The sequence below is a fragment of the Litorisediminicola beolgyonensis genome (assembly GCF_042679605.1).
GTDB classification, from domain to species: Bacteria; Pseudomonadota; Alphaproteobacteria; order Rhodobacterales; family Rhodobacteraceae; genus Litorisediminicola; species Litorisediminicola beolgyonensis.
The window spans coordinates 45582-61750 of record NZ_JBHTMU010000006.1 but is presented as its reverse complement, the minus strand read 5'-3'; the positions used below and the strand labels follow the sequence as shown (position 1 = coordinate 61750).

Genomic DNA, 16169 nt, shown 5'->3' with positions numbered 1-16169 from the left:
CCCGCGGGAGCCGCTGCCCGCACGAGAAAAGGCAGGGTGGCCCCCTGCCTTTTTTCATGACCGCTAGGCACGCTCCTCGAGATCGGCCAGGACCGCCGGGATCATCTCGGGCAGGTCCTCGGAGATGAGGCCCGGACCGAAGCGACGGGCGGCCTCGACATGGAGCCATGTGGCATCCTGCGCGGCCATGAACGGCGTCATGCCGCGCGCCATCAACCCGCAGATGAGACCGGCCAACACATCGCCCGATCCGGCGGTGGCGAGCCAGGGGGCCGACCGCGCGTAAGCCGCGGCATGGACGACGCAAGCGCCGTTCGGCGCCGCGATCACCGTGTCGGGCCCTTTCAGCAGGAGAACCGCCCCGGCCCGCGACGCGGCGGCGCGCGCCACATCGACTCTCGACAGCGCCGGTCCGCGATCCGCGGGCTTCGAGAGCGCCTCGGCCAGGTCGGGAAAGAGCCGTGTGAACTCGCCCCGATGCGGGGTGAGGACGACATCCTCGTGCAGCATAGCGAAGAGGTCCTCGGGGGCATCGTCGAACGCCGTCAACGCATCGGCATCGAGCACGACGCGCCGTCCGGGTCCGGCAGACAGCGCCGCCGGAACGAGCGCCCGGGCGCGCTCGATGCCCAATCCGGGGCCGAGGCAGAGCGATGTCAGGCGCGGGTCCTCGAGCGCCGCGGACAATCCCGCCGCGTCCTCGATCCGGCGCAGCATCAGGGCGGTGATCTGGCACGCGACCTCCTGCTGCGCCGCTCCCGGCACGCCGAGCGTCACCAGCCCCGCTCCGACACGCAGCGCCGCGCGCGCCGCAAGTCGGGCCGCGCCTGTGCGCCCTGCCCCGCCGGTCAGGACCAGCGCGTGGCCGTGGCTGTATTTATGGCCGCTGCCGCCCTTCCCGAGACGCCCCAGCGGCGCGGTCACGGGAAAGAGGCACAGCCGCTGGTCCTCGGGCAAGCCGTCGCGCACGTCTGGCGACAGCCTCTGGCGATGCGGCGACGGCAGACCGATATCGACCACTGCAACCCTTCCGCAATGGAACGGCCCATCGGACAAAAGATGACCGCGCTTCAGAGCGTGAAAGCTGACGGTCAGATCGGCCCGGATCGCCGCACCCAGCACCCGACCACTGTCGCTGCAGAGCCCCGATGGCAGATCGACCGACACGACCTTCGGTCCGTAATCGGCGTGGCGCGCCTCGGTCAGATCGAAAAACGCCCCGAGCGCGGTGCCTCGCGCCTCGACCGGGCGGGTCAGCCCCGTGCCAAAAAGCGCGTCAACGAAAACCGCCGCCTCAAGCTCCAGAAGCGCGTCCTCGTCGGCGATCTCCTCGACCGCGCGCACGGCACCGATCTCCTTCCAACGGGCGCAATTCGTGGCGGCATCGCCTTTGAGGCGCGCGGCGTCTCCATAGAGAAAGAGGTCGATCTCCCAGCCCCAGCCCTTGAGGAGCCGCGCGACGACGAAACCGTCGCCGCCATTATTGCCCGGACCGCAGAGGACGATCGCCCGCTTCGGCGCCTGCGCAAGCTCGGGCCATCGCGCGAAAAGCGTATCGACCACGCCCCGCCCGGCCCGCTCCATGAGCTCGAGCCCGGTGACGGTGCCGCGCTCCATCTCGAAGCGTTCCGCCGCGCCCATCTGCGCCGCGGTCAGGATTTCCGACATCTCCGCCGGCGTCGATTCAATTCTGCTCATTTCGTGTGCATCTTGCTCAAAATTTCGACGCGAGCTCTCTTCCTGTTCCGCCGCCCCCACAATCGGCCTCGCCAGCGATTGTGGCCTCCCGCGCGACATGGTCTGCAGCGTTCCAAACCGAGTGCTGGGAGGCAAGGCATGAAAAAGATCGAGGCGATCATCAAACCGTTCAAACTCGACGAGGTGAAAGAGGCGCTCCAGGATGCTGGCATCCAGGGCCTCAGCGTCGTCGAAGTGAAAGGTTTCGGCCGCCAGAAGGGCCACACCGAGCTCTATCGCGGAGCCGAATACGTGGTCGACTTCCTTCCCAAGGTGAAGATCGAGGTCGTGCTGGACGACGATCAGGTCGACGGCGCGATCGAGGCCATCGTCTCGGCCGCGAAGACCGACAAGATCGGCGACGGCAAGATCTTCGTCTCGACCATCGAGCAGGCGATCCGGATCCGCACCGGCGAAACCGGGTCCGAGGCGCTCTGACGCCCGCCGACCGAACCCCAACCAATTCAGACCGAAGAAAGGGATTGTAGAGAATGAGCAAGGATGCGGTTCTCAAGACCATGAAGGACGAAGATGTCGCCTATGTCGACATCCGGTTCACCGACCCGCGCGGCAAGCTGCAGCACGTGACCGTCATGGCCGACCAGGTCGACGAGGATTTCCTCGACGAAGGCTTCATGTTCGACGGCTCCTCCATCGCTGGCTGGAAGTCCATCGAAGCCTCCGACATGAAACTCATGCCGGATACCGACAGCGCCTATATCGACCCGTTCTACGCCGAGAAGACGCTCTGCATTCACTGCACCGTGGTCGAGCCCGACACCGGCGAGGCCTATGACCGCGACCCGCGCGGCACCGCACAGAAGGCAGAGGCCTATCTCAAGTCCTCCGGCATCGGCGACGTCTCCTACTGGGGCCCCGAGGCCGAGTTCTTCCTGTTCGACAACGTCCGTTTCTCGAACTCGATGAACAAGGTGTCCTACGAGGTCGATGCCATCGACGCGGCGTGGAACACCGACACCGAGTACGAGATGGGCAACATGGGCCATCGTCCCGGCATCAAGGGCGGCTACTTCCCGGTCAACCCGACCGACCACGCCCAGGACATCCGCGGCGAGATGCTCTCGACCATGAAGCGCATGGGCATGAAGGTCGACAAGCATCACCACGAGGTGGCGTCGTGCCAGCACGAGCTTGGCCTGATCTTCGGCACGCTCACCGAGCAGGCCGACCACCTTCAGAAGTACAAGTACGTCATCCACAACGTGGCGGACGCCTATGGCAAGTCGGCGACCTTCATGCCGAAGCCGATCTATGGCGACAACGGCACCGGCATGCACTGCAACATGTCGATCTGGAAGGACGGCAAGCCGCTCTTCGCGGGCGACAAGTATGCCGACCTCAGCCAGGAGGCGCTCTACTACATCGGCGGCATCCTGAAGCACGCCAAGGCGCTCAACGCCTTCACCAACCCGTCCACCAACTCCTACAAGCGCCTGATCCCCGGCTTCGAAGCTCCTGTTCTGCGCGCCTATTCCGCACGCAACCGCTCGGGCTGCGTTCGTATCCCGTGGACGGAAAGCCCGAAGGCCAAGCGCGTCGAGGCCCGCTTCCCCGATCCCTCGGCGAACCCCTACCTGTGCTTCGCCGCGCTCCTGATGGCAGGTCTCGACGGCATCAAGAACAAGATCGATCCGGGCGAGGCGATGGACAAGAACCTCTACGACCTGCCCGCCGAAGAGCTGGCCGGCATCCCGACCGTCTGTGGCTCGCTGCGCGAAGCGCTCGACGAACTGCAGAAGGACAAGGACTTCCTGCTCGCAGGCGACGTGTTCTCGGAAAGCCAGATCGAGGGTTACATCGAGCTCAAGATGGAAGAGCTCGAGCTCTATGAGCACACCCCGCATCCGGTCGAGTTCCAGATGTACTACAGCTGCTGACTCAGCCACCCCATTCGAGACAGTGACGAAACGGCGCGCCTCGGCGCGCCGTTTTATTATTATCGGAATAGCGCCATAGAAATGACGTATCCCATTGGCATAGCGCGATAAATCCAAGTCGCTGACTTCGGGATTCGGTCATTTGCGCCGCAATCCCGGGTCTTTTGACTCAAAGTTTTCTCTTTGTGGCGAGACTACGCCCAAACGGCCTCTTATGGGGCCGGTTGCCTTTTATTTGTCCTGCATCAACCAAAATATTGGCTCGAATCGTCTGCAATCTCGGTCTCATCAAAACGATCTGCGAAAGAAAAAATCATCGCAGACATAAGCCAAAGAGCTTGGAGAACCGAAGATGACCTACGCATTGAACACCACCGCCACCCTGACCTTCGACGCCGGCAAGAGCTTCTCGCAGCGCCGCATGGCCTCGCTCCTCACCCATCTCATGGACGAGCTGTCGCTCTCGGGGAACAAGAGCTGCACCGAGACGCTGAGCGGCGTGCTCCTCTCCGGTCCCGAACTGGCCGGTCAGCTGACCCTCGACACCGCCCATGGTGAAACCCGGCTCGAGCTCAAGCTGCGCCCCTCGGACACCGCCTGCGGCATGCCGCTCGACGGCATCGACGCCAAGCTCGCCGAGATGGCCTACATCCTCGCCAGCCGCCTGACGCCGCGCCACGTGATCTGGTCGGATACCGAAGTGCGCCTGCCCTGCGACGTCTTCCTCGCCGGTCTCGACGCCCAGTTCGGCGGCCGCCGCCCGGCCCGCCCCGCAGCCGATGCCGAGCGCGTCGTCCCGATCCGCCGCCGCGCCTACTTCGCCGCGCCCCGCCGCGCCCGTCCCGCCCTGTCGAGCAACGACCACCTGTCTCGCGCCCTGACCAACCGTCTCGAGACGCCGCGCTACGACGCCCATATCCAGGCCTACGAGGCGCAAATCCGCCTCGCCGTGACCCATGTCTGCGACGAAGAAGAGCTCGCCGCGCTCCGCGAAGAATACGGCATCGTGCCGCTCGACGAGCGCGTCGCCGAGATCGCGGCCCAGGCTCCGGGCAAGATCTACGAAGTCGCCCGCTCCGAACCGGCCCGCGCCGCCGCCGCGGTTGTCCTGATGGCCGGCGTCTTCCTCGGCCTCGACACCACCGGAGCGATGGCGGCCGTCACCGCGGCCTTCTGACCCCGACCACCCCTTCTGAGACGAGCAGTTTTCTCCAAGCCTTGCGGGCGCTCCTTTCGGGGCGCCCGCCTTGTTTCGAACCGTCGATGTCCGGAAGGCGGTCCTGACGGTTTCCTGACTTTGCCCTACACGGAATTGGCGCTACGCTCTGGCGCCAATGATCTCATGTCCAAGGATGCTCCCAAATGCGCCGCCTCGTACTCGCCCTGTCCCTGCTCGCCGCACCGGCGCTCGCTGCGCCCTGCGGCAATACCGGGTCGGGCTTCGAAGCCTGGAAAGCGGATTTCGCCCAGGTTGCACAGGGCGCTGGTGTTGGACAGCGCGGCCTGCAGGCCCTGGCCCAGACGAGCTACTCGCAGTCGACGATCAATGCCGACCGCAATCAGAAGAGCTTCAAGTACAGCCTCGATAAGTTCATGCAGGTGCGCGGCGCCGAGACGATCGTGGCGCAGGCGCGCAAGCGCAAGGCCCGCAACCCGAACTTCTACGCCTCGCTCGAGCGCGCCTATGGCGTGCCCGCGGGCGTGCTTCTGGCGATCCACGGAATGGAGACGGCCTTCGGAGGCTTCATGGGCGACAGCCAGGTGGTCTCGGCGATCACGACCCTCGCCTATGATTGCCGCCGGTCCGACTTCTTCGTCCCGCATGCCATCGGCGCGCTGAAGCTCGTGGATCGTGGCTCGATCTCGACCTCGACCAAGGGCGCGAAACATGGCGAGCTTGGACACACCCAGTTCCTGCCGGGCAACGCGCTGCGCTACGGCGTCGACGGCAATGGCGATGGCCGGGTCGATTTCTACAACGAGGCCGACGCGCTCGCATCGACCGCGAATTTCCTGCGCCAGAAGGGCTGGCGCCCGGGCTCCGGCTATCAGGAAGGCCAAGCGAACTTCCAGGCGATCAAGGCCTGGAACGCGGCGACCGTGTACCAGCAGGCCATCGCGATCATGGCGGGCCGGATCGACGGCTGATCGCAAAAAACGCCTGAACGCGGCCCGAATGCCCTGCATCGGGCCGCATTTGAACACAATTCTTCCCGAATTCGCGCCTAGCGTCACATTTGACCTGTGAGCGATAGAGGCGCTTCATGACCCGTGCGACCCGACCTTATGCCGGAGTGATCGTTCCGCGGACCGGCGGAGTGACGACTGACCTGTTTCTTCGCGCCGCCAGAATGGTGATGAACAGGCACGATGGATACGAAGGCTCGGGAGTCAAGGTTTCCAGGAAACACGCGGCGGTCGCCGGCGACACGCTCCTTCTGAAGATCAAGGTCGACATTTCGCCCGCCGATGGCGCGCGCGTGACCTTTCTTCTGGCGGCGCGCCCGGGCCTCGATGCGCCCGACATGCGCCGCGCGGCGGTGATCCTGTCGGACATGGTCCTGCAGGCGCTGCAACTTGTCGAGGCGCGCCATGTCGAATGGCTGAGCCCGCGCAGCATCCTCAGCCCCGAAGAGTTCGAGAGCTCGCGCAACTATGTCAGCCAGCGCCGCGGCTCGAAGCGCGAGATGACCGGTCTGCCGCCGATGGAAGACAGCATCGACGAGATCGAGCGCAATCTTCAGAAGATGTTCGCCTCGGACGAGCCCGCCGCACCGGCCGCACCCGAGACCGACATCAAAGAGCCCGCTGCGCTGGCCGCCTCCGCCGTCGATCCGGATCAGGAGCGCCCGACAAAGCCCCTGGTCTACGAGATCCGCGACCGGCTGGAGCCCGAGGATCCGCGCCAGTTCCGCCAGATCGCAGCCTCCTGGGCGCTGACCGCCGCGATCACCGCGATCTCGCTGCCCGTGGCGCTGCTTCTCGCCGTCGTGCATGTCATGCGCGGCAACGATTTCCGGCTCTCCGCCCATTGCCTGGCGCTCTCGGCCTTCGGTGCCGCGCTCCACGCGGCGGGCATGCTCGAGCCACTGATGCGCAGCCTCGGGATCTAGCCCCAGATCGCCTCCAACCGCGCGAACTCGATCATGTAGCTGTGGATCGAGAAGACCGCCGCGCGCGTCTCGGGCAGCCGCATCACGACCTGTCGCTCCGACCGCATATAGGTGCCGCCCTGCCATTTCGTGGCATGCGGCGCGGCCTGCGGCTGAAAGAGCGTCGGATCGTCGGTCGCAAGCGCGTTGTAGCGCCAGATCGGGCACCCCGGCTGGACACCATCGAAAAGCCTCTGGACCCGCGGCGCGACGCTGTCGTCATAAGCCGCCACCGGCTCGTGGATCGCCGTCAGCGGGCGCATCATCTTGGCCGCGAGAGACCAGCGCGCCGGGAAGCACAGGACGGCCCCGGTCAGGAGATGCTCGGGCCCGTCGCGCTTTTCGATCAGGCAGAGGTCCTCCTGCACGAGGCGACCCAGCGTCCCCAAAGGGTCTCCCCGGTCGAGCGGCACCTCGACACCGTCGGGACGGCAGGCCTGCCCGCCGCTCAGGCTGAACCCGTCCGGCAGAGAGGCCAGCACCGTCTCCAGAAGCTCGTCCGCCGCGGGCCGCGCATCCGGATCGAGTGCTATGACGGCCTCGCGCTGCCCGGCGATCAGCCGGTCGCGCTCGGCCATCTGCGCGGGATAGGCGTCGTCGACCAGAAGCCAGGGCGCATCACCCAGCGGCTGGATGCCCGGCAAGCGACGGCGATCTCGTGGATCATACGGAATATGGGTCTGCAGGATCATGCGGTCTCCAACAACAAAGGGCGCGGATCGCTCCGCGCCCTCCCCGAAATCCCTGTTCGGCAGGGTCTCAGCCGCGGGCGTCGCCCACGAGCTTCCAGACCAGCGGCAGCAGACCGGCGGCCAGCGCGAGCTTCAGCGCGTCGCCCACGAGGAACGGCGTCAGGCCCCACTCGAGGATCGGCTTGTCCCAGCCATAGAGCATGCCGAGCCAGATCAGGCCGGGCACGTAGATGATCACGTTGCCGACGATCATCGCCAGCGCCATTTTCGGCGCCGAGCGGTCCCAGCCGGCGCGCGCCAGAACGCCGAGCGCGACGGTGGCGAGCACGTAGCCCAGGAGATAGCCGCCGGTGCCGCCCATCATGTAGGTCAGGCCGAATTTTTCGGCCGAGGAGCCTGCGAAGACGTCGAAGCCCAGCGCGCCGACCAGCATGTAGCCAAGGATGGTCACGAGACCCAGCCGCGCGCCATAGGCTGCGCCGAGGGTCAGGACGGCGAAGGTCCCCATGGTGATCGGCACCGGCCACATCGGCACGCGGATCTTCGCGGCAATGGCGAGGACCGCGATCCCCAGCACCACGAGAAGCGCCTGCTTGGCGCGCAGCGCCGTGCCTTCGGTGGCGCCGAAGCGCTCGACCAGCACGTTACGGTTCAGAGCGAGAGTCATCATGCATCCCCTGTCATCGTCAGTTCCCCTTCTTCTGTCCTATGCGGCACCCTTGCGCAAGCATGTTGCGCGCGCGCCGCCCGCGCTCAGCCCGCACGTGCGAGAAGCGTCTCCATAAGGTAATCCTTGCGCGGTCCGGTCACCGTCCAGGTGGTGCGCCAGACCGGCCAATCGGCGAAATCATACGTGACCGCATAGCTGTCGGGATCGCACCAATGCGCCGCCTCGGGCGTCGCCTGCCCCAGCGCGAACCGATGAAACGGCGCGCCATCGGCAAAGTAGACCGCGACCTCAGCCCCGTCGTGGCGCCAGAGATAGCGCCGCGTCCCATGCATCGGCGCATGATCGGCAAGATGCATGACGCTTTCCTCGGAATAGCCCAGGCCCTCGGCGTCGGGTTCCAGACGCGCGGTGCCGTCGACGGAAATGACCTGGTGGCTCAGGCGGTCGTGGATCTTGCGGCTGAATTTCCACGTCCCGGCGAAATCCAGCAGCGCTTGCGGCAACCGGGGCCCGGCACCGGGGGACATCTCCATCGCGGCCCTCCCTTGTTCAGCTGTCAGGTGCAGTCTATGACCCGCCGCAACACACAAACAAGTGAGGAAAGGGTCTCCTGCCATGATCCCCCGCTACTCCCGCCCCGACATGGTCGCGATCTGGTCGCCGGAGACCAAGTTCCGCATCTGGTACGAGATCGAGGCCCATGCCTGCGACGCACAGGCCGAGTTGGGTGTCATTCCCAAGGCCAATGCCGAAGCCGTCTGGAAGGCCAAGGATGTCGAGTTCGATGTCGCGCGGATCGACGAGATCGAGGCGGTGACCAAGCATGACGTGATCGCCTTTCTCACCCACCTGGCCGAGATCATCGGCAATGAGGACGCCCGCTTCGTGCACCAGGGCATGACCTCCTCGGACGTCCTGGACACCACGTTCAACATCCAGCTCGTGCGCGCCGCCGACATCATCATCGCCGATCTCGAAGCGCTTCTGGACGCGCTGAAGCGCCGCGCGGTCGAGCACAAGGACACCGTCCGCATCGGCCGCAGCCATGGCATTCACGCCGAGCCCACCACGATGGGCCTGACCTTCGCGCGCTTCTATGCCGAAATGGATCGCAACCTCGCCCGCATGAAGGTCGCCCGCCAAGAAGTTGCCACCGGGGCCATTTCCGGCGCCGTCGGCACCTTCGCCAATATCGATCCGGCGGTCGAGGCGCATGTCTGCGAGAAGCTCGGCCTCACGCCAGAGCCGATCTCGACCCAGGTCATCCCGCGCGACCGCCATGCCGCCTTCTTCGCGGCGATGGGCGTCGTGGCGAGCTCGATCGAGAACATCGCTATCGAGATCCGCCACATGCAGCGCACGGAAGTACTTGAGGCCGAGGAGTTTTTCTCGAAGGGCCAGAAGGGCTCCTCGGCGATGCCGCACAAGCGCAACCCGGTCCTGACCGAGAACCTCACCGGTCTTGCCCGGCTTGTCCGCATGGCCGTCGTTCCGGCGATGGAAAACGTGGCGCTCTGGCACGAGCGCGACATCTCGCACAGCTCGGTCGAGCGCAATATCGGCCCCGACACCACCGTGACGCTCGATTTCGCGCTGGCGCGGCTGACGCAGGTGATCGACAAGCTCGTGGTCTATCCCGAGACCATGATGAAGAACATGAACAAGTTCAAAGGCCTGGTCATGTCGCAGCGGGTGCTTCTGGCGCTGACGCAGGCCGGCGTCTCGCGCGAGGATGCCTACCGGCTGGTTCAGCGAAACGCTATGAAGGTCTGGGAACAAGGCGCTGATTTCAAAACGGAACTCCTGGGCGATGCCGAGGTGACCGCGGCACTTTCGGCCGAGGAGATCGAAGAGAAATTCGACCTCGGTTACCACACCAAGCATGTCGATACGATCTTCGAGCGAGTGTTCGGCAAATCGTGAACATCGGGCTTTTGGTGCTGGGCGCGGAACGTGCTACCGTTCCGCATCAGCATCGGAGGCATTGCCATGATCAAGACCACCCTGACCGCAGCCGCGCTCTTTCTGGCCTCGGCGCTCGGCGTCTCGGCCGCCTGCTCGGGTCATTCCGACCAGGCCATGACCTGCGCCGACGGCACGGTCTACGATTCCGAGAGTAACAGCTGCAAGACGGTCAGCGGCTGATCCGACGCCTGTCCGGTCCGGGACGATTTTTTCCGTCCCGGCACGGCATGCTCAGGCTTCCTTAACTTCCGGTGCGCTAGAACAGGGCATGTCCCTGTTCTCCGCGCACATATGACCTCTCTCACCCGCTACGACGCTGCCTCTGAACCGGCGCCTCCGCCGCCGCACCGGCCCGCGACGCTCTCGCGCAAGGCCAAGGCGGCGATCGTGGTGCAGTTTCTCCTGAACGAAGGCGCCGAGGTCCCGCTCTCGGCCCTGCCCGACGCGCTGCAGGCCGAGCTGACGCAGCAGCTTGGCCGGATGCGCTACATCAACCGCGCCACGCTCGACGCGGTGATGCGCGAATTTGCCGATGAGCTGGACGCGGTCGGGCTCTCGTTTCCCGGGGACATCGCCGGGGCGCTGTCGGTCCTCGACGGTCGGATCAGCGCGCAGACCGCCCAGCGCCTGCGCAAGGAGGCGGGCGTGCGCCAGCTCGGCGATCCCTGGGAGCGGATCGCCAAGATCGACCTCGACCGTCTGAGAACCATGATCGAAAGCGAAAGCACCGAGGTCGCCGCCGTCGTGCTCTCGAAGCTCGAGGTCAGCCGCGCGGCGGAGCTTTTGGGAAAGCTGCCCGGGACCAAGGCGCGCAAGATCACCTATGCCGTCGCCAAGACCGCCGGTGTCACGCCCGAGGTGGTGGACCGGATCGGCCTCAGCCTCGCGAGCCAGCTCGACAGCGACCCGCCCCGCGCCTTCGCGGCACGGCCGGTGGAACGGGTCGGCGCGATCCTGAATTTCTCGAGCAACCTGACCCGCGACGATCTGCTGACCGGCCTCGACGAAACCGACGAGGATTTCGCGCAGGCGGTGCGACGCGCCATCTTCACCTTTTCCAACCTGCCCCAGCGCGTCGATCCGCTGGACATCCCCGCCATCGTGCGGGACGTCGATGCCGCCACGCTCCGAACCGCGCTGGCCGGTGCGACCGAAGCCGACGATATCGCGGCGGCGGAGTTCCTGCTTGGCGGCCTGTCCAAGCGCATGGCCCAGTCGCTCCGCGACGAGGTGGCCGAGGCCGGGACGATCACTCCGGCGGATTGCGACGCGGCCCAGAAACAGGTGATCCTTGCGATCCGTCGCCTCGCAGACGCCGGAGAGCTGCAACTGCGCGCGCCCGAACAATCGACGCGCTGACTTGTGCGACGCGCCTGCCGGGCCTAGGTCTCGAGTCACCCGGGACAAGGCGAGCCGCGCACGTGACCGAACCGACAGACACCCGCCCTTCGGGCCGCTTACGGGACCGCGCCGAAGACGCGGTGCTGCGCGGCCTGATCGCGGCGGCGCTGGCGCTGCCGCTGAAGGCACGGCTCTGGCTGATGGGGCGGTTCGTGGCGCGTGTGATCGCGCCGCTCGCCGGTTGGCGCAAGCGCGCGATGGCGAACCTGTCCTATATCCATCCCGACATGGCCGAGGACGCGCGCCGCCAACTCGCGGACCGCGTAGCCGACAATGCCGGGCGCACGATGATCGAGAATTACGACCCCAAGGGCCTGCTCAGGCGCATGGCCGATGCCCCGCTGACCGGAGAGGGCCTCGCCGACATCGAGGCCGCCCGGGCCGAGGGTCGGCCCGTCCTCTTCGTGACCGGCCATTACGGCAATTTCGAAGCGCCGCGCGCCGCGCTCGTGGCGCGCGGCTACCGGATCGGCGGCCTCTATCGGCCGATGTCCAACCCCTATTTCAACGCCCATTACGCGCGGAACATGCACGCGCTCTCTGAGCCGGTCTTCGAGCAGGGTCGCCGCGGCACCATGGGACTATTGCGGCATCTGCAGAAGGGCGGCATGGCTGTCCTGCTCTTCGACGTCTACGCAGGCGATGGCGCGCCGATCCCGTTTCTCGGGCAACCCGCGCCGACCCTGACCTCCGCCGCCGAGATCGCGCTTCGGACCGGCGCGCTGCTGATCCCGTTCTTCGGCATCCGCAACCCGGACGGGACCAGCTTCACCCCGGTTTTCGAAGCGCCGATCCCTCACGGCGATCCCCTGGAGATGATGACCGAGGCGACGCGCCGGCTCGAAGCGCGCATCGCCGAAGACCCCGGCCAATGGTTCTGGATCCATCGCCGCTGGAAACCCGAGCGGCAGGCGCGGCGTCAGCGCAAACGCGCGGCCGCGAGCACCGGGCCGTAATCGGGCTCCTGCGCGAGGATCACGACGGGCTCCTGCCCGGGCGCCGTGACCCGGGTCTCGAAGGCGCCCTCTCCGTTCCACTGAGCGACGGGGCGAATCTCGGTCACGATATGCGAATAGCCAAGCTTGTGCCCCGCGTTCTCGCCGCGCGTCACGGCGACCTCCGCCTTGGGCTGGTAGCGCACCAGAACGATGTCGACCGGCCCGATCTTGCGCAGCGCGCGCGCCGCGATCTGCAGTTCGGCGCCGTGGCGCGACAGGTCGAGCGCGATGACGGCGGGCGCCGCCTTGTGCCGCGCGATCAGGGCCGAGATGTCCTTTTCGCGGTGGCCGATGGCATCCTCTGCGCCGTCGACGACCACCTGCGGCGTGTAGATCGACTGCTGCCCGGAGCGGCGGGCATAGCCCTTCTGACGGCGGGTGAAGCCGGGCTGGGCGAAGGTGTCGCGCCAGCCGATATAATCCCAGTAATCGACATGCAGCGCCAACGCGATGACATCGTCCCTCTGCCCGATCTCGCGCAGAAGCGCATCGGCGGGCGGACAGGACGAACACCCCTGCGAAGTGAACAGCTCGACCACCACCGGATGGTCCTGCTGGGCCGAGGCCGCGGAGAGCGATGTCATGAGACAGGCGATGAAAAGAGCGGCGATCCGGCGCATCTGCGACCTCTTGGTGGGCGTTTGCATACATTCCGATAGCCAGCGGGAACTGAAATAACCAATCAAGGTTTTGAGAGAGAGCGTGCTCGGGTCCCGCGAGGGCGCCGGGGCGCGACAATTGTGCACAATGGTATACACAACTTGTTTCAGCCGCTTGAACGCCGGGGTCCTATCGGGCAATAGGCCCTTATCCCGGATTTTCCGCAACAGACGCCAGGGAGGCTCCTGATGCCCATTACCGTCGGCCACGACAGCTCCAAGACCCGCAAGACACTGACCCTCGGTGACAAGACCGTCGCCTATTATTCGCTCAAGGCGGCGTCGGAGGCCGGGCTCGGCGACACCGCCAACCTGCCCAAGTCGCTCAAGGTCGTGCTTGAGAACATGCTGCGCTTCGAGGACGGCAACACCGTCACCGTGGACGACATCAAGGCGTTCGGCGAGTGGGCGGAGAAGGGCGGAAAGAACCCGCGCGAGATTTCATATCGTCCGGCCCGCGTGCTCATGCAGGACTTCACCGGCGTTCCCGCCGTGGTCGACCTCGCCGCGATGCGCGACGGTATCGTGGCGCTCGGCGGCGACGCGCAGAAGATCAACCCGCTGAACCCGGTCGACCTCGTGATCGACCACTCGGTGATGATCGACGAGTTCGGCAACCCGCGTGCCTTCCAGATGAACGTGGACCGCGAATACGAGCGGAACGGCGAGCGTTACGAGTTCCTCAAGTGGGGTCAGAAGGCGTTCCAGAACTTCCGCGTGGTCCCGCCGGGCACCGGAATTTGCCACCAGGTGAACCTCGAGTATCTCGCAAAGACCGTCTGGTCGGACAAGGATCAGAACGGCGAGCTCGTGGCCTATCCCGACACGCTTGTCGGCACCGACAGCCACACCACGATGGTCAACGGCGCGGCCGTCCTTGGCTGGGGCGTGGGCGGCATCGAAGCCGAGGCCGCGATGCTCGGCCAGCCGATCTCCATGCTGATCCCCGAGGTCGTGGGCTTCAAGCTGACAGGCGCGATGCCCGAGGGCACCACGGCGACCGATCTCGTCCTGAGGGTCGTGCAGATGCTGCGCGAAAAGGGCGTGGTGTCGAAATTCGTCGAGTTCTACGGCGACGGGCTCGACAACGTGCCGCTCGCGGACCGGGCCACCATCGGCAACATGGCGCCTGAATACGGCGCGACCTGCGGCTTCTTCCCCATCGACGCCGAGACCCTGCGCTATCTCGAGCAGACCGGCCGCGACAAGGACACGATCGAGCTGGTCGAGGCCTATGCCAAGGAACAGGGCATGTGGCGCGAGGCCGGCGAGGAGCCGGTCTTCACCGACACGCTCGAGCTCGACATGGCGACCGTGAAGCCCGCGATCTCGGGTCCGAAGCGCCCGCAGGATCACATCGATCTCGACAAGGCGGCCGAGACCTTCCACGCCTATATCGAAGGCCAGTCCGGCAACCGCAAGGAATCCGCCAAGGACGAAACCCGCTGGGAGGCCGAGGGCGGCATGCCCGAGCCGCGCAAGATCCCAGGCGACACCGGCAGCCACAAGCGGGCGATGGTGGAGATGGAGGATATCGACGGCGAGACCAAGCAGTTCCAGCTGCATGACGGCTCGATCGTGATCGCGTCCATCACCTCCTGCACCAACACCTCGAACCCCTACGTGATGATCGGCGCCGGTCTCGTGGCCCGCAAGGCCCGCGAGCTCGGTCTCGACCGCAAGCCCTGGGTGAAGACCTCGCTCGCCCCCGGCTCGCAGGTCGTGTCTGCCTATCTCGAGGCCACCGGCCTGCAGGACGATCTGGACGCCATCGGCTTCAACCTCGTGGGCTATGGCTGCACCACCTGCATCGGCAACTCCGGCCCCATCGCCGAGGAGCTGTCCAAGGCCATCGCCGAGAATGACCTGATCGCGGTCTCGGTGCTTTCGGGCAACCGCAACTTCGAGGGCCGCATCAGCCCCGACGTCCGCGCCAACTACCTGGCCTCGCCGCCGCTCGTGGTGGCCTATGCTCTGGTGGGCGACATGAATGTCGACATCACCACCGAGCCGCTCGGCCAGGACAAGGACGGCAACGACGTGTTCCTGAAGGATCTCTGGCCGTCGCAATCCGAGATCGCCGAGCTGGTCGAGAAGACCGTGACCCGCGAGAGCTTCCAGGAGAAATACGCCGACGTCTTCAAGGGCGACGAGAAGTGGCAGGCGGTCGAGACCACCGACAGCCAGACCTATAACTGGCCGCCGACCTCGACCTATGTCCAGAACCCGCCCTACTTCCAGGGCATGGACAAGGAGCCGGGCGAGATCACCGACATCACCGGCGCGCGCATCCTCGCGATCCTGGGCGACATGGTCACCACCGACCACATCTCCCCTGCCGGCTCGTTCAAGGAATCCACGCCGGCCGGCACCTATCTGACCGAGCGCCAGGTCGCCCCGCGGGAGTTCAACTCCTACGGCTCGCGCCGCGGCAACCACGAGGTCATGATGCGCGGCACCTTCGCCAATATCCGCATCAGGAACGAGATGCTGGACGGCGTCGAGGGCGGCTACACCAAGGGCCCGGATGGCGAGCAGACCACGATCTTCGAGGCCGCGATGGCCTATGAGGAGAACGGCACGCCGCTCGTCATCTTCGCGGGCGAACAGTATGGCGCGGGCTCCTCGCGCGACTGGGCGGCCAAGGGCACGGCGCTTCTGGGCGTCAAGGCGGTGATCGCCGAGAGCTACGAGCGTATCCACCGCTCGAACCTGGTGGGCTTCGGGGTCATCCCCTTCGAGTTCACCAATGGCGACACCCGCGAGAGCCTCGGCCTCAAGGGCGACGAGAGCGTCGACATCCTCGGCCTCGACACGATCAAGGCGGGTGCGGTCGTGCCCTGCAAGATCACCTATGCCGACGGCTCCGAGAAGGAGATCGAGATCAAGTGCCGGATCGATACCGCCATCGAGAAGGAATATGTCGAGCATGGCGGCGTGCTGCATTACGTGCTGCGCAACCTCGCCAAGGCCGCCTGATCTCAGGCTGAGCTGACA

15 protein-coding genes are annotated in these 16169 nt (G+C 65.8%); 10 read left to right on the top strand and 5 right to left on the bottom strand.

All coding sequences use genetic code 11. The features are described from left to right. Positions 1-63: 63 nt before the first annotated feature. A complete protein-coding gene (locus ACFQ4E_RS05055) occupies positions 64-1668 on the bottom strand; it encodes an NAD(P)H-hydrate dehydratase (protein WP_386801932.1) in 1605 nt (534 codons plus the stop codon). A 168-nt stretch (positions 1669-1836) separates the two neighbouring features. On the opposite strand from ACFQ4E_RS05055, the gene ACFQ4E_RS05050 reads away from it, so the two are divergent. From ACFQ4E_RS05050 to ACFQ4E_RS05030, 5 genes are all read left to right on the top strand, one after another. Beyond that, positions 1837-2175 (top strand): P-II family nitrogen regulator, encoded by a 339-nt coding sequence (locus ACFQ4E_RS05050; protein WP_386801851.1) that lies wholly within the window; start codon positions 1837-1839, stop codon positions 2173-2175. 53 nt (positions 2176-2228) lie between these two features. Further along, positions 2229-3635, top strand: a complete 1407-nt coding sequence (gene glnA, locus ACFQ4E_RS05045) for a type I glutamate--ammonia ligase (RefSeq protein ID WP_386801850.1) — start codon at positions 2229-2231, stop codon at positions 3633-3635. A 352-nt stretch (positions 3636-3987) separates the two neighbouring features. Then, positions 3988-4812 (top strand): hypothetical protein, encoded by an 825-nt coding sequence (locus ACFQ4E_RS05040; protein WP_386801849.1) that lies wholly within the window; start codon positions 3988-3990, stop codon positions 4810-4812. 185 nt (positions 4813-4997) lie between these two features. Further along, positions 4998-5783 (top strand): lytic murein transglycosylase, encoded by a 786-nt coding sequence (locus ACFQ4E_RS05035; RefSeq protein ID WP_386801848.1) that lies wholly within the window; start codon positions 4998-5000, stop codon positions 5781-5783. Between the two features lie 116 nt (positions 5784-5899). Next, on the top strand, positions 5900-6748 hold the full coding sequence (locus ACFQ4E_RS05030) for a hypothetical protein (protein WP_386801847.1): 849 nt from the start codon (positions 5900-5902) through the stop codon (positions 6746-6748). Here the strand turns inward: ACFQ4E_RS05030 and ACFQ4E_RS05025 are convergent. The 3 genes from ACFQ4E_RS05025 to ACFQ4E_RS05015 form a co-directional block, all read right to left on the bottom strand. Then, positions 6745-7479, bottom strand: coding sequence for a heme-dependent oxidative N-demethylase family protein (locus tag ACFQ4E_RS05025; protein ID WP_386801846.1), 735 nt, complete (start codon positions 7477-7479; stop codon positions 6745-6747). The two genes, ACFQ4E_RS05030 and ACFQ4E_RS05025, sit on opposite strands and share 4 nt — an antisense overlap. 67 nt (positions 7480-7546) lie before the next feature. Then, positions 7547-8146, bottom strand: a complete 600-nt coding sequence (locus tag ACFQ4E_RS05020) for a biotin transporter BioY (protein WP_386801931.1) — start codon at positions 8144-8146, stop codon at positions 7547-7549. A gap of 86 nt (positions 8147-8232) precedes the next feature. Further along, positions 8233-8682 (bottom strand): DUF6314 family protein, encoded by a 450-nt coding sequence (locus tag ACFQ4E_RS05015; RefSeq protein WP_386801845.1) that lies wholly within the window; start codon positions 8680-8682, stop codon positions 8233-8235. 82 nt (positions 8683-8764) lie between these two features. Between ACFQ4E_RS05015 and purB the strand changes: the two genes are divergently transcribed. The 4 genes from purB to ACFQ4E_RS04995 all read left to right on the top strand — a co-directional run bounded on the left by purB (position 8765) and on the right by ACFQ4E_RS04995 (position 12471). Then, a complete protein-coding gene (gene purB / locus ACFQ4E_RS05010; protein ID WP_386801844.1) occupies positions 8765-10072 on the top strand; it encodes an adenylosuccinate lyase in 1308 nt (435 codons plus the stop codon). 66 nt (positions 10073-10138) lie between these two features. Beyond that, positions 10139-10294 (top strand): adenylosuccinate lyase, encoded by a 156-nt coding sequence (locus tag ACFQ4E_RS05005; RefSeq protein WP_386801843.1) that lies wholly within the window; start codon positions 10139-10141, stop codon positions 10292-10294. Positions 10295-10405: 111 nt separating this feature from the next. Continuing rightward, on the top strand, positions 10406-11473 hold the full coding sequence (locus tag ACFQ4E_RS05000) for a flagellar motor switch protein FliG (protein WP_386801842.1): 1068 nt from the start codon (positions 10406-10408) through the stop codon (positions 11471-11473). A gap of 62 nt (positions 11474-11535) precedes the next feature. Continuing rightward, entirely contained in the window at positions 11536-12471 is a 936-nt protein-coding gene (locus tag ACFQ4E_RS04995) for a lysophospholipid acyltransferase family protein (protein WP_386801841.1), read from the top strand. Here ACFQ4E_RS04995 and ACFQ4E_RS04990 read toward each other — a convergent pair. After that, a complete protein-coding gene (locus ACFQ4E_RS04990; protein WP_386801840.1) occupies positions 12435-13133 on the bottom strand; it encodes a DUF1223 domain-containing protein in 699 nt (232 codons plus the stop codon). The two genes, ACFQ4E_RS04995 and ACFQ4E_RS04990, sit on opposite strands and share 37 nt — an antisense overlap. Before the next feature lie 228 nt (positions 13134-13361). Between ACFQ4E_RS04990 and acnA the strand changes: the two genes are divergently transcribed. Continuing rightward, the gene (gene acnA, locus ACFQ4E_RS04985; protein WP_386801839.1) at positions 13362-16151 is read left to right on the top strand and encodes an aconitate hydratase AcnA; all 2790 of its coding nucleotides are present in this window, start codon (positions 13362-13364) and stop codon (positions 16149-16151) included. Positions 16152-16169 lie beyond the last annotated feature (18 nt).

Excerpts from the sequence above, each read along its gene's own strand:
- ACFQ4E_RS05020 (WP_386801931.1), bottom strand. The coding sequence starts at position 8,146 with ATGACTCTCGCTCTGAACCGTAACGTGCTGGTCGAGCGCTTCGGCGCC.
- ACFQ4E_RS05055 (WP_386801932.1), bottom strand. The coding sequence starts at position 1,668 with ATGTCGGAAATCCTGACCGCGGCGCAGATGGGCGCGGCGGAACGCTTC.
- ACFQ4E_RS05025 (WP_386801846.1), bottom strand. The coding sequence starts at position 7,479 with ATGATCCTGCAGACCCATATTCCGTATGATCCACGAGATCGCCGTCGC.
- ACFQ4E_RS05030 (WP_386801847.1), top strand. The coding sequence starts at position 5,900 with ATGACCCGTGCGACCCGACCTTATGCCGGAGTGATCGTTCCGCGGACC.
- ACFQ4E_RS05050 (WP_386801851.1), top strand. The coding sequence starts at position 1,837 with ATGAAAAAGATCGAGGCGATCATCAAACCGTTCAAACTCGACGAGGTG.
- ACFQ4E_RS05035 (WP_386801848.1), top strand. The coding sequence starts at position 4,998 with ATGCGCCGCCTCGTACTCGCCCTGTCCCTGCTCGCCGCACCGGCGCTC.
- ACFQ4E_RS05000 (WP_386801842.1), top strand. The coding sequence starts at position 10,406 with ATGACCTCTCTCACCCGCTACGACGCTGCCTCTGAACCGGCGCCTCCG.
- purB (WP_386801844.1), top strand. The coding sequence starts at position 8,765 with ATGATCCCCCGCTACTCCCGCCCCGACATGGTCGCGATCTGGTCGCCG.
- acnA (WP_386801839.1), top strand. The coding sequence starts at position 13,362 with ATGCCCATTACCGTCGGCCACGACAGCTCCAAGACCCGCAAGACACTG.
- ACFQ4E_RS05040 (WP_386801849.1), top strand. The coding sequence starts at position 3,988 with ATGACCTACGCATTGAACACCACCGCCACCCTGACCTTCGACGCCGGC.
- ACFQ4E_RS05005 (WP_386801843.1), top strand. The coding sequence starts at position 10,139 with ATGATCAAGACCACCCTGACCGCAGCCGCGCTCTTTCTGGCCTCGGCG.
- glnA (WP_386801850.1), top strand. The coding sequence starts at position 2,229 with ATGAGCAAGGATGCGGTTCTCAAGACCATGAAGGACGAAGATGTCGCC.
- ACFQ4E_RS05015 (WP_386801845.1), bottom strand. The coding sequence starts at position 8,682 with ATGGAGATGTCCCCCGGTGCCGGGCCCCGGTTGCCGCAAGCGCTGCTG.
- ACFQ4E_RS04990 (WP_386801840.1), bottom strand. The coding sequence starts at position 13,133 with ATGCGCCGGATCGCCGCTCTTTTCATCGCCTGTCTCATGACATCGCTC.